Origin of the sequence: Microbacterium sp. PAMC22086 (assembly GCF_019443525.1) — a bacterium.
Classification (GTDB): domain Bacteria; phylum Actinomycetota; class Actinomycetes; order Actinomycetales; family Microbacteriaceae; genus Microbacterium; species Microbacterium maritypicum.
In genome coordinates, this window is record NZ_CP080380.1 from 1,832,864 (window position 1) to 1,855,301 (window position 22,438).

Genomic DNA, 22,438 nt, shown 5'->3' on the forward strand with positions numbered 1-22,438 from the left:
GGCGGGATCGGCGGTGGCGCCCGGTTTCGCCGTGAGCGCACAGGCGGACGCGCCGCGGTCACGCGAGTGAGCGTGGCGGGTGCGGACGGCGATGTCCGCGCGTCCGGATAGCGTGGAGGCATGACACCGGATACTGCTCAGCGCGCTGTGATCGCCGCGGAGCCGACGGCATCCGGAGTCATCATCGGCGCCCCGGGAACCGGTAAGACGCGCACCCTGATCGACCGGATCGTGCACCTGCTCGACGCCGAGGCGCTCCGCCCGGAGCAGGTGCTCGCGCTCACGCCGAACCGTCAGGCGGCGACCGCTCTGCGCGACCGGATCGGCGTGCGCATCGGCCAGGCGACGCCCGGGCCACTGGCTCGGTCGCTCGGCTCCTTCGCCTTCCAGCTGGTGCGTGGAGCGATGGTGAGAGAGGGAGCGGAGCCGCCGGCGCTGCTGACGGGTGCCGACCAGGACCGGATCATCGCCGAGCTGCTCAGCGGCGATGCGGAAGACGGACGCATCCCGTGGCCGGATGCGCTGAGCCCTTCGGTGCGGGCGTCGAAGGGGTTCCGCTCGGAGCTGCGCGCATTCCTCGCCGAGTGCACGGAGATCGGTGTCGACGCCGCGGAGCTGCGAGCATCGGGCAACGAGGTGTGGGCGGCGACGGCGGAGTTCCTCGTGGAGTACCGCGCGGTGCTCGACGCGCTCCGGTCGGCCCACCGTGACGCCGCCGACCTGCTGAGCGAGGCGAGCACCATCCTGCACACGGCCGAGACGGCCGCCCTCGGCCCGCTCGCGCCTCTGCGCGTGGTGCTCATCGACGACGCGCAGGAGCTCACGCGTGGGGGGATCGCCGTCGTGAAGGCCCTGCGCAGCCGGGGGATCGCCGTGCTGGCCTTCGGTGATCCCGACATCTCCTCCGGCTCGTTCCGCGGAGCAAGCCCCGAGCTGTTCGCACAGCTCGCCGGGGTTCTGGGAGAGGTGCACGTGCTCGACGGGCCGCGCCGCCAGCGTCCGGCGCTCACCGCTCTCACCCGCACGGTGACCCAGGCGATCGGTGTGTCGGGCCGGGTCGAGCATCGGCGCGCCCCCGTGCCCGTGACGGCCGAAGAGGTCGAGGCCGGGGTGTCGACGTTCGTGGCCCCGTCTCCCTACGAAGAACTCGATCGCATAGCCGGAGTGATGCGCGAGTGGCACCTCTCCGACGGCATCCGGTGGGATCGCATGGCGGTCATCGCCCACGACACGCGGCAGGTGACGACGCTGGAGACCGAACTCGCCGCCAGGGAGATCCCGACTCGTGCGGCCGGTGTGCAACGCCCGCTCGGCAGCGAGGGCATCGTGCGCGACATCGTGGGTATCGTGCGCCTGGCGCTCACCCCGGTCCAAGAGCGCACGTCGGAAGCCCTCGAGGAGGCGCTGCGCACCCCGTTCGGAGGGATGGACGCGATCGGCCTGCGCCGGCTGCGTGCCCGACTCCGCCACGTCGAACTCGAACAGGGGGGATCGACGCCGGCGCGCGAGCTGCTGCGGCGGGCCATGGCGAACCCGGCGGACCTCACGCTCATCGACGCCCCGGAGTCGCGCACGGCCGAGCGTTTCGCGCTGGTGATCGAAGCGCTGGCCCGTGGCGCGGCGGCGGGAGAGACGATCCATGACCTGCTCTGGCGGGTGTGGGATCAGGCCAGGGCCGTCGACGGCAGGCGTCTGCAGATCGCCTGGCGTGAGATCTCGTTGCTGCCGACGGGGGCGGAGACAGCCCGTTCCCTCGATGCGCTGGTCTCCCTGTTCGATGCGGCGAAGCGCTTCGTCGAGCGCACACCGAACGAGAAGCCCGAGGTCTTCGTGCGGGACATCCTCGACAGCGAGGTCCCCGAGGATTCGCTGTCGACACCCGACCGGCCGGGGAAGGTCACGCTGCTGACCCCCGCCACCGCTCTGGGTACGGAGTTCGACGCCGTCGTGGTCGCCGGTGTGCAGGACGGCATCTGGCCGAACGTGCGTCTGCGCGGCGGTCTGCTGCAGACCTGGCGCCTGCCCGACGCGATCCAGGCTGCGCGCACGGGGACCCTCATCGAGCCTCCGGGAGCCCTGGATCGTCGACGTGCGGCGCTGCACGACGAGCTCCGGCTGTTCGTGCGCGCCGTGTCGCGTGCGCGCGACCGTCTCCTGATCACGGCGGTGGACGACGACGACCTGACACCCAGCCCGTTCTTCGGCTTCCTGCCCGCCCCTGAACCTCCGGAGCGGCACGCGTCGGCGGAGCACCCGCTCACATTGCGCGGACTGGTCGCCCGCCACCGGCGCACCCTCACCACGGTGTCAGCCGAGCCGGTGCGGCGGGCCGCCGCGGCGCAGCTCACCGTCCTCGCGCGTGAGGGCGTGCCGGGGGCTGATCCGGCGGACTGGTACGGGATGACCCCTCCCTCGACCGCGGCGCCGCTGCGCGATCTCGCCGTCACGGGGGCGCGGGTCTCACCCTCGAAGATGGAGTCGTATGAGGAATGCGGTCTCAACTGGGTGGTCTCGGCTCTCGGCGGGGACACGGTGATGCCGCCCACGGCCGGCATCGGGACGATCGTGCACGAGGCGATGGAGCGGGTTCCCGAGGGAGATCTCGAGAAGATGCGCGCGATCGTGGCCGAGCACTGGCCGGAGCTCGATTTCGAGACCGAGTGGATCGGGCGCAAGGAGCGCCGTCGCGCCGACCTGCTCGTGGATCGGCTGCACACCTACCTGGGTGATGTGCGCCGCGAGGGTGGGCGGGTCATCGGCAGCGAGGTCGAGTTCCGCTTCGCGGTCGACGTGGCGGAGTCGGCCGACGACGCCGTTCCCACCGTCCACGAGGTGGGGGAGGACCGGGCGAATCAGGCGATCATCCACGGCTACATCGACCGGGTGGAGGCCTACCCGCCCGGAGCGGGCGAGCACCCCGCGGCGCGAGGTCGCGGCTGGGAGCGGATGTCGGGAGGTCCGGACGGGCCCACGGTCGTGGTGGATCTGAAGACGGGCAAGAACGATCCCGAATCCGACTCGGGCGTGCTCGCGCATGCGCAGTTGGCCGCCTATCAGGTCGCCGTGCAGCAGGGGCTGGTCGAGGGGGCGCCGCCGTCGTCGCTGGCGGGAGCACGGCTCGTGATCGTCTCCAAGACCCTTGCCAAGAGCGACTACCGCATCGCCCATCAGCACACGTTGGACGACGAGTCGCGCTCGGCCTTCCTGCTGCGCGTCGCGGATGCGGCCCGCGGCATGTCGGCGTCGAGCTTCACCGCTCAGGTCGAGTCGCACTGCGCCGACACACAGCGTCGGGTGCATCCGTGCCGTATCCACACGGTGCCGGCGGTGAGCTCGTGACGGGGTGGAACCGGGCGGAGCAGGGTGGCGAGGGGATCTCGGCCACCGACATCGCCGCCGCACTGGGGCAGCCATCGCCGACGCCGGCCCAGCAACGCGTGATCGAGGCGCCGCCTGAGCCTGCTCTCGTGGTCGCGGGTGCGGGCAGCGGCAAGACCGAGACGATGTCAGGACGGGTGGTGTGGCTCGTCGCCAACGGGCACGTGCGCCGCGACGAGATCCTCGGTCTCACTTTCACGCGCAAGGCCGCAGGCGAGCTCGCGGAGCGGATCGGTCATCGTCTCGCGGTCATCGACGAGTACGGTCGCCGCGGCCTGCTCCCGCATCTGGCGGAGATCGTCGCCGACGGATCACTGCGCAGGGTCGAGGAGGCTGCACCCGGCCGTCAGCGCGAGCTGGTGCGCGCACACGTGCTCGATGAGATCGCCGCGCACCGGGGAACCGGGTGGGATCCGGCGACCCCGCGTGCCGCGGAAGAGCTGATGATCCGGCCCCGTGTCTCGACGTACAACGCCTTCGCCGACGGGATCGTGCGCGAACACGCAGCGCGCATTGGACGGGATCCCGACGTGGCGATGCTCAGTCAGGCCGCCTCCTGGATGCTGGCACGGGAAGTCGTGCTGCGCAGCGACCTCCCCGAGCTGGAGAACATCGAGTTCGCGCTCGGCACGGTCATCGATGCCGTGCAGAGGCTCGCCGGTGACGCCCTCGACCACCGTGTCGACCTCGATCTCGCTGAGCGCATCGCGCGGGATCAGGCCCTCGCCTTCGAGCCGTATCGCGGCAACGGCGATGTCGAGAAGGCGGCGGTGAACCTCCTCAGTCTGCCGACGCTGTCGCGCCTCGTGCGCGACTACATCGCCGAGAAGCAGCGCCGCGGCGTGCTCGACTTCGCCGACCAGGTGGGAGGTGCCTACGACATCGTCGAGTCCGCTCCCGACGTCCGCGACGAGCTCCGCGAGCAGCACCGGGTGGTGCTGCTCGACGAGTATCAGGACACATCGGTCATCCAGACCCGGTTCCTCGCGGAACTCTTCCGCGACACCGCGGTGATGGCCGTCGGCGACCCGCACCAGTCGATCTACGGGTGGCGGGGAGCCAGCGCCGACAACCTCTACGCCTTCTCCGGCACGTTCTCCCGCACCGGTACGGCGCAGACCTACAGCCTCATGACGAGCTGGCGCAACGACCGCGGCATCCTCGGGATCGCCAACCGCGTGCTCGAACCGCTCCAGCGCCCGGGGCTCGACGTGCCGCCACTCGAACCGCGTCCGGGCGCGGGAGAGGGCACCGTGACGGTGGAGTTCCCGTTCACGGTCGATGAGGAGGCGTCGGTCGTCGCGGAGTGGTTCGCCGAGCGCCGGGCCGCACACGAAGCCCGCAACGCCGGCGAGGCACAGGGCGGTAAAGCGCACACCGGAGCGATCCTGTTCCGGTCGAAGCGGCACATGCAGACCTTCGCCGCGGCGCTCGCCGCGCGGGGTATCCCGCACCGCATCCTCGGTCTCGGCGGACTGTTGGCGACGCCGGAGGTGGTCGATGTCGTCTCCACACTCCGTGTCGTGCACGACCCCACCGCGGGGTCGGCGCTCATCCGCCTTCTCACCGGACCGCGTTTCGGAGTCGGAGTGGCCGACATGGCCGCGCTCTACGACCTCGGCCGCACGCTGTCGGAGCGCGATCCCGCGATGGCGCCGCTGCCCGAGGAGGTGCGCGTGCGGCTGCGCTCCTCGCGCGGTGCCGATGAGGCGGTGTCGATCATCGACGCGGTCGACGTGGTGCGGGCGGTGCGCGACGACTACCGGCTCCTCGAGGCGATCACCCCCGACGGCAGGGCTCGGGTGCGCGCGGCGGGAGAGATGCTGGAGCGCCTCCGCCGCGCATCCTCGCAGCCGATCCCCGAGCTGATCCGCCTGATCGAACTCGAGCTGCGCCTCGACATCGAGCTGGCCGCCAACGAGACCAGAGGGCCCGCCCGCATCGCCGCGACGCAACTGCGTGCCTTCGCAGACGAGGTCCGCGCCTTCTTGGCCGCGGACGATCGGGGAAGCATCGGCAGCCTGCTGGCCTGGCTCGACAAGGCCGAGAGCACCGACGAGCTGATGCCGCGGCCGGAGCCGCCCGAGGCCGGTGTCGTGCAGCTGCTGACGATTCACGGGTCGAAGGGGCTGGAGTGGGATGCCGTCGCCGTGGTGCGGCTGGTGGTCGACGAACTCCCCAGTCGGGTCTCCGACACTTCCGGCTGGTTCGGATTCGGGGTCGTCCCGTTCGCTCTCCGCGGCGACAGAGACGCGCTTCCCCGATTCGAGTGGGATCCGGTCGAGGCGATGGGCGACGAGAAAGACCCCGTCAAGAGGCAGAGACTCGCGCAGGCATCGCTGTCCGGCGGTGCGACGAAGGCGAACCCGCAGGGCGGCGCGATCAAACGCTTCAAGGATGCCTACAGGGCATATCAGCAGCAGGAGGAGCGGCGTCTCGCGTACGTCGCGGTCACGCGTGCGCGCACCGATCTGCTCCTCAGCGGTGCGCACTGGGCAGGGCAGAAGTCACCGCGCACGCCGAGTCCCTATCTCGTCGAGGCCATCGATGTGCAGGGTCTCGATCCCATCGAAGCGGTCGACCCCGACGACAACCCCTATGACGGCCCCGGTGCCACCCTGCGCTGGCCGCTCGACCCGCTGGGGGCTCGACGAGGAGTCGTCTCCGCCGCAGCCGCGGCCGTCGAGGATGCTGCCCGAGCCGGAACGGCGGAACCGTCCGTGGAGCTGGCCCGCCTGTTGGCCGAGCGTGCGGCCCGGCAGCGCGGCACCGATGCCGAAGCGCCCACGCGCGTGCCGGCATCGCGGTTCAAGGACTACGTCACCGACTTCTCCGGCACGCTGTCCTCCATCGTCAGGCCCATGCCGGAGCGGCCGTACCGGCAGACCCGTCTCGGCACGCTCTTCCACGCCTGGGTGGAGCAGCGGTCCGAGCTCGTGGGCGTCGGCAGCCGTGTGGACGAGGCGCTCTGGGAGCTCGACGAGGACGAGGCCCCGCCACAGCCCGCGTACGGTGACCCCGGGGCGGCCGAAGGGCCGGGTGCACCTGCCGACGCCGCCGATCTCGCGGTTCTGCAGGCGACGTTCGAGCGCAGCGAGTGGGGCGGGCTGCAGCCGATCGCCGTCGAGATCGAGATCGACTTCGCCCTCGGCGCCGGTCTCTCCGGGCCGGATGCGGGGGAGTCTCACATCGTTATCTGCAAGCTCGACGCCGTCTACCGGCGAGCAGACCGCGGCGATCGCATCGAGATCGTGGACTGGAAGACCGGCAAGGCTCCGCGGACGGCGGCCGAGCGCGAGGAGCGGATGCTGCAGCTCGCGCTCTACCGTCTCGCATACCACCGACGCTTCGACGTGCCCCTGGACGAGATCGATGTCGCGCTGTACTACGTCGCGGACGACCTGATCATCCGCGGCGACCGGGTCTACTCGGAGGAGGAGCTCTTCCAGCGCTGGAGCGCCGCACGCGCCGCGCGCTGAGCCTCGTCCGAGTCGTCTTCGTCGTACGCGGCCGCCGCGTTCGGCGCGGCGGGACGTGTCGCCTCGCCGACATCGGCGCTGTGGGTTCCTGCGAAGATGCTCCGCGCCTCGGAGAGGTCTTCCGTCTCGACGTTCAGCATCTCGGTGCGGTGGGCGCTGTCATCGTGATCCCGATCCGTGCCGACCGTGCGCAGCGGCTCCACCGATTCCGTGTCGGTCTGCGACGAGTCGGACTCCTCCGGAACCTCGATCCACAGCTCTTCGGGATTGTAGGCATCCGTGTGCATGGAGGTGTCCACCTCTGTGACAGCGCCCCTCGGCACACGGTCGAGCGCATCCAGCGCGGAGTCGACGCCGGCGGTGCGGGCGTCGATGATGCTGAGATCGTCTGTGCGCAGGCCTTCGGCGAGAGCGTCGAGCAGCGCGGCGGCGTCGTCGACGATGTCCGGTCGGTGCATGGAGTCGCCGTGCACCAGCCAGCGGGCGAACTCGAGCTCGGCGAGCAGGCGAGCGCGCACCTCGAGGCCGGCGTCGGGCGCACGGTCGATCGCACCGGCATAGGCGGCGTGCACGTCGGCGGCGGCGTCGGGTGCTGCTGAGAGCCAGGAGAGGTCGAGCGCGGGGTCTCCGACCGAGAGCCCGTGCCAGCCGAGGAGGCCGACGACCTCGGGGCCGAGCTCCGGGTCGTCCTCGAACAGGAACGAGGTCGACTGCACACCCCCGAGAACCACGGTGGATTCGAAGCGCCACAGGGAGTCGTCGGCGACGGCGTCGCGCCAGCGCACGGTGAGACGTGCAGGAACCCGGCCGGTGGCGGCGGCGGTGTCGACCAGACGCTCCAGCTCGGCGCGGCTCTCCTCCGCGGTGCGCGTGGCGAGTCCCGCCCCGCGCACGACCGAGGTGGGCAGGCCGTGCACGGCGGCGATCGATGCGCCCATCGACTGCGCGGCTCCGCGTCCCGGCGGTACCAGGGGGGCCTCGATCTGAAAGCCGGGCAGAAGCTCGGTGACGAGTGCGCGTCCGTCGCCGATGCGCGTCTCGCCGATGTAGGCGGGCACGCGGAACGGCAGCATGGCACGGGCCCCGTCGGTGAGCGCACGGAGCGCGATCGCCTCGGCGGCGAGTTCACGCGCCGTCTCGTCGTCGTCCGCGACGCGTATCGCGAGCTCGCGACCGTCGGCCAGCGAGGCGACGGCGGAGTCGAATCGCCCCTCGCCATCCGCGCTCAGACTGCGCGCACCCGTGACCTCCGCCCCGGGCAGTGCGGCGGTCACTGCCGCGGCTAGAGTGAAAGGAGAGCGTCCCATGCCCCCAGGGTAGGTCGGCTCAGGGGCGGTCCCGCCTCCGCCACGCCCGTGAGAGAGGGAGTCGATGACCATTCCGCGCCCATCCCTCGATCGTGCAGCCGAACTCCGCGAGGAGCCGGACGTGCTCGATCGTCTGCGAAACGACCCGGCGACCCGTGTGATCGTCGTGCGCGAGGGCCGGGTCAGGGTCGTGGATTCCGCGCTGCTGCGCGTGACCCCTGACGAGGTCGTCGAGGCGAGCTGGGCTCTTCTCGGACGCGATGCCGACGGCACCGTGCTGCTCCTCGCCGCTGCACCGCCGGAGAGCGACGCGCTCGACACCGCCCCGGACGAGATCTGGCTCGGCCTGCGTGATCTCGGCGGTCGCATCGACGGGCAGGAGTCCGAGCTCCTGATCGGCGCCATCGCCCTCGCCGGATGGCTTCGGGACGCGCCGTTCTGTCCGACCTGCGGTGGGGCGACCCTGCTGCAGCAGGGCGGATGGTCGCGACGCTGCCTCGTGTGCGCACGCCAGCACTTCCCGCGCACGGATCCAGCCGTGATCGTCGCCGTCGAGAGCAGAGACGGCGAGCGGCTCCTGCTCGGCGCCAATGCCAACTGGGGCGGGCGCATGTTCTCCTGCTTCGCGGGTTTCACCGAGGCGGGGGAATCGCTCGAGTCGACCGCGTATCGCGAGATCGAGGAGGAATCGGGGGTGCGTCTTTCCGCCCTGCGGTACGTCTCCTCGCAGGCCTGGCCGTTCCCGCGATCGCTCATGGTCGGCTTCCGTGCCGTTGTCGACGACGAGTCCGCGGCGCGCGCCGACGGCGAGGAGATCATCGAGGTGCGCTGGTTCACGCGTGCCGAGATCGGTACCGCGCTCGCCGGACACGGCCCGGTGGGGCTTCCGGGGCCGGCGTCGATCGCCCGTGCGCTGATCGTCGACTGGTACGAGGATCGCGCGTGAGCGCACTCGATGCCCTCGATGAGCGGCAGCGGGCAGCGGCATCCGTGTTGCGTGGTCCCGTCGTCGTGCTCGCCGGAGCGGGGACCGGAAAGACCCGGGTGATCACGCATCGCATCGCACACGGCGTCGACACCGGCGCATACTCTCCCTCGCGCGTCATGGCGGTCACCTTCACCGCGAAAGCGGCGGGAGAGCTCCGCGGCCGCCTGCGGGCGCTCGGTGTCGAAGGCGTCGCCGCCCGCACGTTCCATGCGACCGCACTCGCGCAGCTGAACTTCTTCTGGCCCACGCTGGCCGGATCGCCCGCGCCATCCATCATCGACAACAAGGTGCGGATGCTGGGGCAGGCGGCCGACGCGATCCGGCTCCGTCCCAGCACCGCGACGCTTCGCGACATCGCCTCCGAGATCGAGTGGCGCAAGGTGTCGATGCTGTCGATCGACCAGTACGCAGCGCTCGGCCGTCCGATCAGCGGGGTCGACGCGGGGCAGCTGATCGAGCTGATGCGCGGGTACGAGGCGTTGAAGGACGATCGTCGCCAGCTCGACTTCGAAGACGTGCTCCTCGCCTGTGCGGGCATGCTGGAGGCGGAGCCGCGCGTCGCCGCATCCGTCCACGAGCAGTACCGACACTTCACGGTCGACGAGTTCCAAGACGTCTCCCCGTTGCAGAACCGCCTGCTGGAGCTGTGGCTCGGAGACCGGCACGACATCTGCGTGGTCGGCGACGCCAGCCAGACCATCTACTCCTTCGCCGGCGCGGAGCAGCGTTTCCTGCTCGAGTTCGAGCGCCGTCACCCGGACGCCACCGTCGTGCGTCTGGAGACGAACTACCGCTCGCAGCCGCCGATCCTCACCGCAGCCAACGCTCTGATGCACGGCCGGCCCGGAGCGCTGGAGCTCGTACCGGCACGGGAGCAGTTCACCGCGGATGCGCCGACCGTCACCGCATACGAGACGGAGGGGGAGGAAGCCGCCGGGATCGCCGCGTCGATCTCCGCGCGCATCGAGGCTGGGGCCTCGCCGTCGGAGATCGCCGTGCTCTATCGCGCTCACGCGCAGTCCGCTGTGCTGCAGCAGGCGCTCGCCGCCGAGGGCATCGCGACATCCGTTCTGGGCGGGACACGATTCTTCGCCATGCCGGAGGTCCGTCAGGCGATCCTCGCCCTGCGGGCCGCCGCTGTCGCCCCCAGCGAGCAGGGATTCCTGCCCGGGGTGCAGCGCGTGCTGCGCGAGCTCGGACTCACCGACGAGCCGCCGGCCGCAGGGGGAGCGCAGCGCAGCGGATGGGAGGCGCGTCGCGCCATCCTGAGGCTCGCTGAGGAGGCAGGAGCGAATGCGAACCTGCGCGGCTTCAGCGACGCGCTGATGGCGCGGGCCAAGGACCAGCACGAACCGACGATGCGCACCGTCACGCTCTCTACCCTGCACGCGGCCAAGGGCCTGGAATGGCCGCACGTGTATCTGGCCGGATGGGCGGAGGGATCGCTGCCCATCTCATATGCGACGACGTTCGAGGCGGTCGACGAAGAGCGACGGCTGGCCTACGTGGGGGTCACGCGCGCCGCGCGGACGCTGGCGCTGTCGTGGTCGAGATCAGCGGGGCGGGGTGAGCGCTCCCCGTCTCGGTTCCTCGCTGAGATGGGGACCACGGGGCGCGGCACCGGCATTCTTCGTGAAACGACACCGAACGCCACTCGAGCGAGCCGTCCGCGCTGACGCGCACCAGGCGCCCGTCGGCGGTCTCGTCGTCTGCGAGGAGCAGGGCCGCCAACCGCCCGGCCTCGGCGACCTGCGCCGCGCGGATCGGGCCGGGGTCGCGGCCGATCATCTGCGCGTGCAGCAGGGGCCAGGCCGGGTCGAGGTCTCGCGCGTGGGCGTCGCGACAGGCGAGGCAGGCCGACGCGCCGGGTACCACCAGCGGCCCGACGGTCACGCGGCCGGGTTCGAAAGATACCGGCAGGTGCGGGATGTCCTCGCGCAGGAACCGGGCGAACTGCAGCGCGGCGGCAGCGCCGTTGACGAGCACGACGCCCACGCCGGGCCGACGGCCGACCTCGACGAGGGCGATGCCTTCGTCGGCGAGCGCCTCGCGCATGCGGTACTCGCTGCGCCCGTCGGCGATCCCGATGCTCTCGACCCAGGCGGGTCGTGGCGGGGCGGCGTCGTCGAGCAACAGCGGATCGAGGCGGGCGAGGAGCGTGCGCGCCGCCTCCCGCGGCGCGCCAGCCGCGTGTGCGATCACGTCGAACGCCCCGCGCCGGAAACCGGAGCGCAGTCTGCTGAGCAGTGGCTCTACCCACGCATCGTCAGCAGCGATGCGCAGTCCGCCTTCGTCGCCGAGCTGGAGCGTGTGCGCGTCGCGCCAGAGCAGAGGCGAGCTCGGGTGCAGACGCATGAGGAGCGGAGGAGTCAGCGGCATCTCTCCGATTGTGGTGAGGAAGCGGTCGGTGCGGGGCCGGAACCAGGCATCGGTGGACAACTTCTCCGTGCTCGTCGAACGGGGCAGGAGCGGTGCGGGCGTCCGCGGAATCCGCGGCCCGCCCGCACCTTCGCGCTCAGACCGGCCTGTCGCCCTCCGGGGCGGCGTCGCCGTCTTCGTCCGCATCGTTCGTCGAGTCCTCGGCGGGTGCGTCCTCCGAGAAGTCGTCACCGTCGAGCAGGCGGGCGAGGGCCTCGTCGAACTCGTCGGCGGCCGGCTGCTCGCCGCGCTCGGCAGCCTGCAGGCGAGCGACGAGCGCACTCGGGTCGTCGATGTCCTCGGCGGTCGGCATGAGGTCCGGGTAGTCCCACAGGGAGTCTCGCCCGCTGATGCCGGCGGCATCCGTCACCGTCTGCCACATGGCCGAGGCCTCGCGCATGCGCCGTGGACGGAGCTTGAGGCCCACGAGGGCACCGAGAGCGTCCTCGGCGGGTCCGCCGACCGCGCGCCGGCGCCGGGCGGCTTCCGCGATGCGCGCGCCGTCGGGAAGACGAGTGGTCGCCTGGGCGGTCACGACGTCGACCCAGCCGTCGATCGTGGCGATGAGGTTCTCGAGGCGGGTGAGCGCCTCGCGCTGGGCGTCGCTCTGCACGGGCAGGAGCGCACCACCCTCGATCGCCGCGCGCAGTTCTTCGGGGTTCGAGGGATCGAGGCGGCTGGCGACGTCTTCGAGCGCGTCCACGTCGACCGTGACTCCGCGAGCGAAGTCGGTGATCTGCGCCATGACGTGCAGGTGCAGCCACTTCGCGTGCCGGTACAGACGCGCGTAGGCGAGCTCGCGGGTGGCGAGGTAGAGCGCGATCTGGTCTTCGGGGATCTCGAGGCCTTCGCCGAAGGCCGTGAGGTTCTGCGGGATGATCGCCGCGGTGCCTGCGGGCAGCACCGGGATGCCGACGTCACCGCCGGAGACGACTTCGAGAGAGAGGTTGCCGAGCACCTGTCCGAACTGCGCGGCGAACACCGAGCCGCCCAGGCCCCGCATCAGCCGGCCTGCGCCCTGGACCACGCCGCGCATCTCTTCGGGCACCTGCGTGTCCAACGCCGAGGTCAGCGCGTCAGCGATGCTCGTCGACACGGGATCGGCGATCTCCTTCCACACCGGAAGGGTCTTCTCCACCCACTCGCCCCTGGTCATCGCGGTCGGGGTCTCGGAGAGCTCCGAGATGGTCGTCGCCTCGCCGAGCCACAGGTTCGCGAGCGCGAAGGAATCGGCGAGCGAGGTGCGCGATCCGTCGGTCACGCCCTGTCCGTCGCGGTTGGCGATGAAAAGAGCCTGACGCAGCGCGTTCTCCCAGGGGTCGCCGCCGAAGGCGCCCTGCAGCTGCGACATGATCGTCTGCATCATCGCGGGGTCGAGTGTGAAGCCGTCCATCCCTTCGAAGGCGCCCCGCAGCGCCTCGGGATCGATGTCGCCGCCGCTCTGGTTCGAGAGCATCTTCCGCAGGAACTCCTGGAAGTCCTCGGGTGTCGGGTCGTTGTCTGCCATGTCGCTCGCCCTCTCAGCACTTCTGTTGCCGTGGCATCTACGCTAGTCACAGGTTTCTGCGCGCGAACCCGATGCGGGCAGATCGGTGTACGCCGCTCGCGAACGACGGAGGAATGCAGTGGATCGAACGCGGTCTGGGAAGCTCGGACTCGGAGTCTGGGCGCTGATCGTCGCGCTCCTCGCGCTGGTCGTGCTGACGTTCCTTCCGTCGCCCTACGTGATCCAGCGACCGGGGCCGGTGTACGACACCCTCGGCACCGCGAAGGGTGCTGACGGCGAGCAGGTGCCGCTGATCAGCGTCGAGGGCGCCGAGACGTTCGAGACCGCGGGGACTCTGGACCTCACGACGGTGCAGGTCGTGGGCAACCGCGAGCGCACACCCAGCTGGTTCGAGCTCGCCCTGGCGTGGATGGATTCGTCCAAGGCGGTCGTCCCCCTCGACTCGGTGTTCCCCCAGGGGGTGACGAGCGAGCAGCGCGACGAGCGCAACGCCACGTTGATGGTCGACTCCCAGCACGAGGCGACAGCGGCCGCGTTGAACGAGCTCGGATACGACACCGGCGCCGAGGTCGTCGTGGTCGAGGCCGTGGCGGACTCCCCGGCCGACGGCATCCTCGAAGCCGATGACGTCATCACCGCGATCGACGGCACTCCGGTCTCCTCGGCCACGCAGCTGCGGGAGGCGATCCAGGCCGCGGCGGGAGCGCCGGTGCAGCTCACCGTGTTGCGCGGCGGCGCCGAGCAGACCGTGGAGGTCACCCCGGAGAAGCACACCGAGGGCGACGCGACCGCATGGCTCATCGGCATCACGCTGCGCACCGACTATGACTTCGAGATCGACGTCACGATCCAGCTCGACAACGTCGGCGGACCCAGCGCCGGGATGATGTTCGCGCTCGGGATCATCGACACGCTGACCGAAGGGGAGCTCAACGGCGGGAAGGACATCGCCGGCACCGGAACCATCGACGCGGCGGGCACGGTCGGTCCGATCGGCGGCATCCGTCAGAAGCTCTACGGCGCGCGAGACGCAGGAGCCGACTACTTCCTGGCTCCCGCGGCGAACTGCGACGAGGTCGTCGGACACGTGCCGGACGGACTGCAGGTCATCCGCACGGCGACGCTCGAGGAGTCGCTCGCCGCCCTCGAGGTCATCGCGGACGACGGCGACGTCTCAGCGCTCCCGACCTGCGACCTCGCAGGCAGCTGAGCGCAGACGTCACCGTGACCGCGCTGTGATCGGGATGACAGCCTGCGCACAGTGAGCGATGCCTAGGATGGTGGGGTGACCTCCTCGCCTTCAGCTCCGAATCCGGCCACGCCTCGAACCTCACGACGCATTCTCGGCATCTCCCTGGTGATCATCGCCGCCTTGATCGCGGTGTTCTTCGTGTTCGCCTCCCTCTACACCGAATTCCTCTGGTTCGACCAGGTGGGCTTCACCGGCGTCCTCACGACGCAGTGGATCGCCACGGCGGTGATGTTCGTGGTGGGCTTCCTCGGGATGGCCGTTCCGCTGTTCGTCGTCATCCAGCTCGCCTACCGGCTGCGTCCGGTCTACGTGCGGCTCAGCTCGCAGCTGGACCGGTACCAGGAGGTCATCGAGCCGCTGCGTCGCCTGGCGATGTGGGGCATGCCCATCTTCTTCGGACTGTTCGCCGGCTTCGCGGCCGCGGGGCAGTGGAAGACGGTCTGGCTCTGGATCAACGGTGTGGCCACCTCGGACGTCGACCCGCAGTTCGGCATCGACACCGGCTTCTACATGTTCGCGATGCCGTTCTACACGATCCTGCTCGCGTTCGTCTCCGCCGTGCTCCTGCTCTCGCTCCTGGTCACCGCCCTCGTGTCGTACCTGTACGGCTCGGTGCGCATCGGTCAGGGTGAGCTGCGCATCTCGAAGCCCGCGCGCATCCAGCTCGCGGTCATCGCCGGTCTCTACCTGCTCGTGCAGGCGGCGAGCCTCTGGCTCGACCAGTACAAGACGCTCGTCGAGCCCGACGATCGCATCACGGGTGCGGCGTACACGGGCGTGAACGCGACGATCCCCGGTCTCGCCATCCTCGCGATCATCGCCGCTGTCGTGGCGATCCTCTTCTTCGTCACGGCCGTCATCGGCCGCTGGCGCTTCCCGCTTGCCGCGACCGCGCTGCTCATCGTGGCCTCGCTCGTCGTCGGCGTCGGATACCCGTGGGTGGTCACCACCTTCCAGGTGAAGCCGAACCAGAACGCCTACCAGGCCGAGTACTACCAGCGGAACATCGACGGCACGAAGGAGGCGTACGGGGTCGCAGACCTCGAGACCACGCCCTTCGCCGCCAAGACCGACGCCGAGGCGGGTCAGCTGCGCGCGGATGCGGAGACCACCGCCTCCATCCGCATCATGGACCCGAAGGTCATCCCGCCGACGGTGCGTCAGCTCGAGCAGTACCGCGGGTACTACCAGTTCCAGAAGACGATGGACGTCGACCGGTACGAGATCGACGGGAAGATGCAGGACACCGTGGTGTCGGTGCGCGACCTCGACATGTCGGGCCTGGGCGACGGTGACAACTGGAACAACCGCGTCGCGGTCTACACCCACGGCTACGGCCTCGTCGCCGCCGCGGGCAACCAGCGCACTACCGACGGCGAGCCGGTGTTCCTCGAGCGCGGTATCCCCACTTCGGGATTCCTGTCCGATCGGGAGAACTTCGAGCCGCGCGTGTACTTCGGTGAGAACTCGCCCGAGTACTCGATCGTCGGCGCTCCCGAGGGCTCGGAGCCCGCAGAGATCGACTACCCGCGCGGCAAGGACGGCTCGAGCGAGACGAAGACCACGTTCGACGGCGACGGCGGCCCGAAGGTCGGCGACACGTTCACCAAGCTCCTCTACGCGCTGAAGTTCCAGTCGGAGCAGATCCTGTTCTCGAACCTCGTGAACGAGGACTCGCAGATCCTGTACGACCGCGACCCCAAGACGCGCGTGCAGAAGGTGGCACCGTACCTCGAGCTCGACAGCGACCCCTACCCGAGTGTGGTGGACGGCCGCATCGTCTGGATCGTCGACGGCTACACGACGAGCCAGACCTACCCGTACTCGACGAGCGTGAGCCTGTCCGACGCCATCGCCGACTCCAACATCCCCTCGCCGACCCTCGCGATCGACGACATCAACTACATCCGCAACTCCGTCAAGGCGACGGTCGATGCCTATGACGGTTCGGTGAAGCTGTACGCGTGGGACGACGAGGACCCGGTGCTCAAGAGCTGGCAGAAGGTCTACCCGTCGACGGTGAAGCCGATCAGCGAGATGTCGGGGGAGCTCATGAGCCATGTGCGCTACCCGACCGACCTGTTCAAGGTGCAGCGCGACATCCTCGGCGTGTATCACGTCGACAAGGCCGGATCGTTCGCGCAGCAGGACAACCGCTGGCAGACGCCCAACGACCCCCGCAGCGAATCGATGCTGCAGCCGCCGTACTACCTGACCATGCAGATGCCGGGTCAGGACTCTCCCCGGTTCTCGATGTTCTCGACGTTCATCCCGAACTCGCAGGGAGCGGGCGGCAGCCGCGATGTGCTGATGGGCTACCTCGCGGTGGATTCGGATGCCGGCTCGGAGAAGGGCGTGAAGGCGGAGGGCTACGGCCAGCTGCGCATGCTCGAGATCGACACCGACACCACGGTCCCCGGTCCCGGTCAGGTGCAGAACACCTACAACTCGGACACTTCGGTCGTGCCTCAGCTCAACCTGCTCCAGCAGGGGGAGTCCGAGGTCATCTACGGCAACCTGCTGACGCTGCCCGTCGGTGGTGGTCTGCTCTACGTGCAGCCCGTCTACGTGCAGTCGTCTGAGGGAACGCAGCTGCCGCGTCTGCAGAAGGTGCTGGTCGCCTTCGGTGATCGCGTCGCCTTCGAGAACACCCTGACCGAGGCGCTCGACACCCTCTTCGGCGGTGACTCCGGTGCCACCGGCGGTGACGACACGGTCGAACCGGATCCAAACGCCGAGGTGCCCGACACCGGCGAGGTGCCGACGACCGAGCCCACGCAGCCGACGGGAGCCGAGGCTGAGGCCCTGGCTGCCGCTCAGACCGCGCTGCTCGACCGTGAGGCCGCGCTGAAGGCCGGAGACCTCGCGAAGTTCGCCGAGGCCGACGAGCGCCTCACCGCGGCGGTCCAGAAGCTGATCGAGCTGGACTCCGCAGCGGGCAACTGATCCGCAGCACCGAACAGAATGGGCGCCCCCGAGGGGGCGCCCATTCTCGTATCGTGGTGACGCCGGGCATCGTCCGGGCAAAGCGAAAGGCCCTCTGGCTTGGACTTCTCCGAGTCAGATAGTTCGATATGCGATTACGTTCGGCTCGCGATTCCAAGTAAGAACTCGTTTCCGCTCGACCGGTGGTGATCAGCTGTCGGCCGCTCGTGCCGGTACGATCACGAAGGTGCCCGTAGGTTGCGCACGCCCCGCGGTGGGCCCATCTGGGGCCTGAAGGCCGAAGGAAGGACCTGAGCTTGTCTGAGAAGTCCACCTCGCTCCTCATGGATGCTGTCGCGACTTTGACTGACTGGCGTCTGGTTCGGACCTTCTCTTGTGAAGTCATCGTGCAAGATCCGGGCGAAGAGCCCCAGAGCCTCGAGCTTCACGCCGAACCGATGCACTCGTCGTATGTCCTCGTCGACCCTCGGACCGGTAGGCGGCAGTCTTATGACGACACGACGCGCTCGTTTGGCACTGACGGGCAGATAGTGCAGCGCCAGGCCAGTGCTTTGCTCACAGAGCCCCTTCCAGTGCGCCTAGCCTTCCCGATGTCCCTACCGATCTGGGGGCGGCGTCACGACCTCTACCGCATGGTTGACGCCGATCGCGTGGGCAGCCTACTCACGGTCAGTTTGACGGGCCGTGCAGACGCGAGCCTATCGGGCACGCTCACCATTGATCTCAATCGAGGCCTCGCTGTGCGCATCTATGCCCCGACACTTCAGGTGGAGTATCGGGGCATAGGGCCGGCGCGTAGCCGGTTCGGCGTCTCTTCTCTTTAGAGGCCCGCTTCTTCCCCGTTCGGGTAGAAGCAACGATTGGCATTCGTGTCGCAGTGGAATCGCGGGGTGAAGAGAGTCGGATCTGCCACCTCAGCACTGAACTGATAGTTGAAGTCTGTTATCGACAGGTCATCGAGGCGAACCGCGTGAGAGCCCCAGGTTGTCGTTCCGGTGAGATATGCCGCGTCAACCGGCCGGCTCCCTGAGCGGATGTCGAAGACAGAGCTGCTCAGGTCGCTGGGGATACCGATTCCGTTTTGGAGGAGCCTGCTGATCTCGCCGAGGAGCACTTCGCGGCCGTTCGCCCAATCGGCCAACTGTTGACTGAACCTGTCGAATAGGACTCGGCTCAAAAGGACAAGGCCCCGAGATCGTGATGATCTCGGGGCCTTTCTTGTTGCGGGGACAGGATTTGAACCTGCGACCTCCGGGTTATGAGCCCGGCGAGCTACCGAACTGCTCCACCCCGCGGCACAAGAAGTAACTTATCACGGATTCCGAAGGCGGGCGAATCCTGGGGGCCTCCGGGCGACGTCCCGGGCGTGTCGATGCGAGAGGATGGAGACATGTCCGAGACCGCAGCCGTCCCCGTCGCCGTGTGCCAGTTCGCGCCGACCGCCTCCCGAGCCGAGAACCGGGAGCGGATCGCCGCGCTGACGGCCGACGCCGCCGGGCGGGGGGCGAAGCTGATCGTGTTCCCTGAGTACTCGAGTTACTTCGTCGACCCCATGGACGAGAGCCTGGCTGCCAATGCGGAGGACCTCGACGGGGAGTTCGTCGAGACCCTGAGGGCACTGGCCTCCGAGTACGCCGTCGTGATCGTCGCGGGTCTGGCCGAACGGGCGACCGACGGGCATCGAGTGCGCAACACCGTGGTGGCCGTGCGGGGTGACCGCGTCCTCGCCGTGTACCGCAAGCAGCACCTGTACGACGCGTTCGGCCAGACCGAGTCCGACTGGGTGGAGCCGGGTGAGGTGGGGGAGGCCGCGACTTTCGAGCTGGGGGGCCTGCGTTTCGGGCTCATGACCTGTTATGACCTCCGCTTCCCTGAAGTGGCCCGTTCCCTGGTCGATGCGCAGGCCGATGCCCTGGTCGTGCCGGCCGAGTGGGTCAGGGGGCCGCTCAAGGAACACCACTGGACGACGCTGCTCGCCGCTCGTGCGATCGAGAACACCGTCTACGTGGTCGCGGCAGACCATCCGACCCCGATCGGGGTGGGACACTCGCAGATCGTCGATCCCCAGGGCGTCGTACTCGCCGGAGTGGGAACCGCTCCCGGGATCGCCGTCGCGGTGGTCGAGAGGGAGACGATCGAGCGCGTGCGGATCACGAACCCGTCGCTGCGCGTGCGGCGGTACTCCGTCACTCCTCGTGAGGTCGTGGCCCCCGAAGCCTAGGCGCGAACCGGGCCCGGGGCAGGCACAGCAGGTGCGGTCACGCGGAGAAGCGGGCGAGGCGCGTCGCCGCCTCTTCGAGGACCTCGACGCGCTTGCAGGCGGCGAAGCGCACCAGGCCCGCGTAATCGCTCCTGTGCTCCTCGGAGACGAAGGCTGTGAGCGGGATCGCCACGACGCCCACGCGCTCCGGCAGGGCCCGGCAGAACGCCGCGGCGTCCTGTCCGCCCAGCGCCGTCGCATCCGCGACGGTGAAGTAGCCGCCCTGAGGCGCGTGCACGGTGAATCCGGCCGCCCTCAGCCCGTCGCCGAGGATCCCGTGCTTGTGGGCGAGCACGGCGGCCGCGTCCGTGAAGTACGCGGCGTCCATCCGCAGCCCCACGGCGACAGCCGGCTGAAATGGCGAGCCGTTGACGTAGGTGAGGTACTGCTTCACGGTGAGCACGGCCGTGATGAGCGCGGCCGGTCCATGCACCCACCCGATCTTCCACCCCGTCGTGGAGAAGGTCTTCCCGGCGGACGAGATCGTCAGCGTGCGCGCGGATGCTCCGGGGAGCGTGGCGATCGGGGTGTGCGCGGCATGGAACGCCAGATGCTCGTACACCTCGTCGGTGACGATGATCGCATCGTGCTTCTCCGCCAGGCGCACCACCTCTTCGAGCACCTCACGCCCGAAGATCGCTCCCGTGGGATTGTGCGGGTCGTTGACCAGGATGATCCTGGTGCGATCGCTCACCGTCGCGGCGAGCCGCTCGAGGTCGGGTTGGAAGTCCGGCGCGCGCAGCGGAACCGTGCGCAGCCGTGCCCCCGCGAGGGCCACGGCGGCGGCATAGGAGTCGTAGTAGGGCTCGAACACGACGACCTCGTCTTCGGGGCCGTCGATCAGCGCCAGCAGGGTCGCGGTCAGGGCCTCCGTCGCTCCGGCCGTCACGATCACCTCGCTGGAAGGATCGACACGGAGCCCGTAGAAGCGCCGCTGATGCTCGCTGATGGCATCGAGGAGATCCGGTGTGCCGCGACCGGGCGGGTACTGATTGGCTCCGCTCGCGATGGCGGCTCGCGCCGCCTCCAGCACCTCTGCGGGACCGTCCTCGTCGGGGAAGCCCTGGCCGAGATTGATCGCCCCGGTTCGAGCCGCCGCTGCCGACATCTCTGCGAAGATGGTGGGCGCGACGGTTCCGTCGGCAGCGAGCAGACCTGCCCCCGCTGCGGTACGACGCCATGCGCCGGGAATGACACTCATGAAGAACAGGCTAAGGCCATAGCTGAAACTCATCTTCGGCATAAGGAACGCACAGATACAGGCGTCATTCTGAAATGGTCGTCGAAGGAGCACACACCATGAACGAAGACAACCCCCAGGACCAGTCGGCATCCGCGTCGAACGACGCCACGCCGTCCACCGAGGCCGCACAGATCGCCGCTCAGCCGGTGACGGATGCCGCCGCTGACACGACCGCGCCGGCCGCTGCCGCCCCCATGCAGGGGCATCAGATGCCGTCGACGTTCACCTCGCAGGCCCCGGCCGCGCCCGTGATCGCTCCAGTCCCTCACGGCTACGCAGCACCTGCCGCCGGCGCGCCGGGCGCAGCCACCGCGCAGGGAGCCGCCTTCGGCATCCCCACCGCGGCGTCCTACACCCAGCCCACGCAGCCGCTCGACGGCGGCGCCGCGTACGGCACGCAGGGCGATGGCGCGAAGACCAAGGAGCAGAAGCCTCGTGGGGGCGCGAAGTTCGCCGCCTTCATCGTCGCGGCCGCTCTGGTCGGCGGCGTCGCCGGGTTCGGCGGCGGTGCGCTGCTGGACGGCCTCCAGGACCGCCCGTCCTCCGGCACGGCCTCCGGTCCGCAGACGGTGACGGTGAACAACCCCGGATCGGTCAACGAGACCACAGCGGTCGCGACGGCCGCACTCCCGTCCGTCGTCACCATCGAGGTGGCGGGCGCCGATCAGGGAGGCAGCGGATCCGGTGTCATCATCAGCGATGACGGTTACGTGCTCACCAACACGCACGTCGTGACCCTCGGCGGCGCGGTCGCCGATCCGACGATCCGCGTGACCACATCGGACGGGCGCATCTTCGAGGCGACCGTGGTCGGGACAGACCCGATCTACGACCTCGCCGTGATCAAGCTGAAGGACGCCAAGGGGCTGACCCCGATGGACTTCGCCGATTCCTCGAAGCTCAACGTCGGCGACACCGCTGTGGCGCTCGGCGCTCCTCTCGGGCTCGCGAACTCCGTCACCACCGGCATCGTGAGTGCGTTGAACCGCAGCATCCAGATCGCCTCGTCCGCCCTGCCCGACTCCTCCTCCGAGGACGCCCCGGACCAGCAGCAGACGCCGGATCAGGGTCAGGGCCAGGGGCCGTTCCAGTTCGACATCCCCGGAAGCGGCACGCCGCAGACCTCGGACTCCATCTCGATCGCCGTGATCCAGACGGACGCCGCGATCAACCACGGGAACTCCGGCGGCGCGCTCGTGAACAGCAAGGGCGAGCTGATCGGCATCAACGTGGCCATCGCGAGTTCGGGAAGCTCCGAAGAGTCGGGGTCGATCGGTATCGGGTTCGCCATCCCGTCGAACATCGCCAAGCGGGTGTCGGACGAGATCATCGCCGACGGTGCGGCGACGCACGGCCTGCTCGGCGCGTCCGTCCAGGATGCCTCGAGCGTGCAGGGCGCTACCGTCTCCGGGGCGTACATCGCCAAGGTGACCGACGGCGGCGCCGCCGCAGCTGCGGGTATCCAGGAGGGCGACATCGTCACCAGGTTCAACGGCGTCCCGATCACCAGCGCGAGCGATCTCACCGCGCAGGTGCGCGCGGCGGCGGCCGGCAGCGATGCCAAGGTCACCTACGTGCGCGGCGGCAAGGAGTACGACATCGAGGTGACGCTCGGCGAACTCGCCGGCTGACCCCACCACGCACAGGGAAGGACGCCACC

The 22,438-nt window shown here is 69.4% G+C and carries 12 protein-coding genes and 1 tRNA gene; 8 read left to right on the forward strand and 5 right to left on the reverse strand.

The window, feature by feature from the left end:
- The first annotated feature begins 120 nt into the window (after positions 1-120).
- On the forward strand, positions 121-3,339 hold the full coding sequence (locus tag KY497_RS09235; RefSeq protein ID WP_219868908.1) for an ATP-dependent DNA helicase: 3,219 nt from the start codon (positions 121-123) through the stop codon (positions 3,337-3,339).
- Entirely contained in the window at positions 3,336-6,857 is a 3,522-nt protein-coding gene (locus KY497_RS09240) for an ATP-dependent DNA helicase (RefSeq protein WP_219870326.1), read from the forward strand. Before KY497_RS09235 ends, KY497_RS09240 begins: the two co-directional genes overlap by 4 nt.
- Here the strand turns inward: KY497_RS09240 and KY497_RS09245 are convergent.
- Complete coding sequence (locus KY497_RS09245; protein WP_229778918.1) at positions 6,803-8,164, reverse strand: hypothetical protein; 1,362 nt, start codon at positions 8,162-8,164, stop codon at positions 6,803-6,805. The two genes, KY497_RS09240 and KY497_RS09245, sit on opposite strands and share 55 nt — an antisense overlap.
- A gap of 64 nt (positions 8,165-8,228) precedes the next feature.
- Between KY497_RS09245 and nudC the strand changes: the two genes are divergently transcribed.
- Both nudC and KY497_RS09255 read left to right on the forward strand, forming a co-directional pair.
- A complete protein-coding gene (gene nudC, locus KY497_RS09250; RefSeq protein ID WP_219868909.1) occupies positions 8,229-9,110 on the forward strand; it encodes an NAD(+) diphosphatase in 882 nt (293 codons plus the stop codon).
- Entirely contained in the window at positions 9,107-10,828 is a 1,722-nt protein-coding gene (locus KY497_RS09255) for an ATP-dependent helicase (protein WP_141386645.1), read from the forward strand. The genes nudC and KY497_RS09255 overlap by 4 nt, the downstream gene beginning before the upstream one ends.
- A gap of 839 nt (positions 10,829-11,667) precedes the next feature.
- Here KY497_RS09255 and KY497_RS09260 read toward each other — a convergent pair.
- Positions 11,668-13,077, reverse strand: coding sequence for a zinc-dependent metalloprotease (locus tag KY497_RS09260; protein ID WP_219868910.1), 1,410 nt, complete (start codon positions 13,075-13,077; stop codon positions 11,668-11,670).
- 118 nt (positions 13,078-13,195) lie between these two features.
- On the opposite strand from KY497_RS09260, the gene KY497_RS09265 reads away from it, so the two are divergent.
- A complete protein-coding gene (locus tag KY497_RS09265; RefSeq protein WP_082531355.1) occupies positions 13,196-14,287 on the forward strand; it encodes a PDZ domain-containing protein in 1,092 nt (363 codons plus the stop codon).
- 75 nt (positions 14,288-14,362) lie between these two features.
- The gene (locus KY497_RS09270; protein ID WP_258185632.1) at positions 14,363-17,275 is read left to right on the forward strand and encodes a UPF0182 family protein; all 2,913 of its coding nucleotides are present in this window, start codon (positions 14,363-14,365) and stop codon (positions 17,273-17,275) included.
- 820 nt (positions 17,276-18,095) lie between these two features.
- Here the strand turns inward: KY497_RS09270 and KY497_RS09275 are convergent.
- Together KY497_RS09275 and KY497_RS09280 are read right to left on the reverse strand one after the other, a co-directional pair.
- Positions 18,096-18,416 (reverse strand): hypothetical protein, encoded by a 321-nt coding sequence (locus KY497_RS09275; RefSeq protein ID WP_141386641.1) that lies wholly within the window; start codon positions 18,414-18,416, stop codon positions 18,096-18,098.
- An 80-nt stretch (positions 18,417-18,496) separates the two neighbouring features.
- A tRNA-Met gene (locus tag KY497_RS09280) sits at positions 18,497-18,570 on the reverse strand.
- Between the two features lie 95 nt (positions 18,571-18,665).
- Here KY497_RS09280 and KY497_RS09285 point away from each other — a divergent pair.
- Positions 18,666-19,496 carry a carbon-nitrogen hydrolase family protein gene (locus KY497_RS09285; RefSeq protein WP_218683228.1) on the forward strand — a complete coding sequence of 277 codons (831 nt, stop codon included), beginning with the start codon at positions 18,666-18,668 and terminating at the stop codon, positions 19,494-19,496.
- 37 nt (positions 19,497-19,533) lie between these two features.
- Here KY497_RS09285 and KY497_RS09290 read toward each other — a convergent pair whose 3' ends face one another.
- Entirely contained in the window at positions 19,534-20,736 is a 1,203-nt protein-coding gene (locus KY497_RS09290; protein ID WP_141386639.1) for an aminotransferase class I/II-fold pyridoxal phosphate-dependent enzyme, read from the reverse strand.
- Between the two features lie 98 nt (positions 20,737-20,834).
- Here KY497_RS09290 and KY497_RS09295 point away from each other — a divergent pair, with 98 nt between their 5' ends.
- Positions 20,835-22,409 (forward strand): S1C family serine protease, encoded by a 1,575-nt coding sequence (locus tag KY497_RS09295; RefSeq protein WP_258185633.1) that lies wholly within the window; start codon positions 20,835-20,837, stop codon positions 22,407-22,409.
- Positions 22,410-22,438 lie beyond the last annotated feature (29 nt).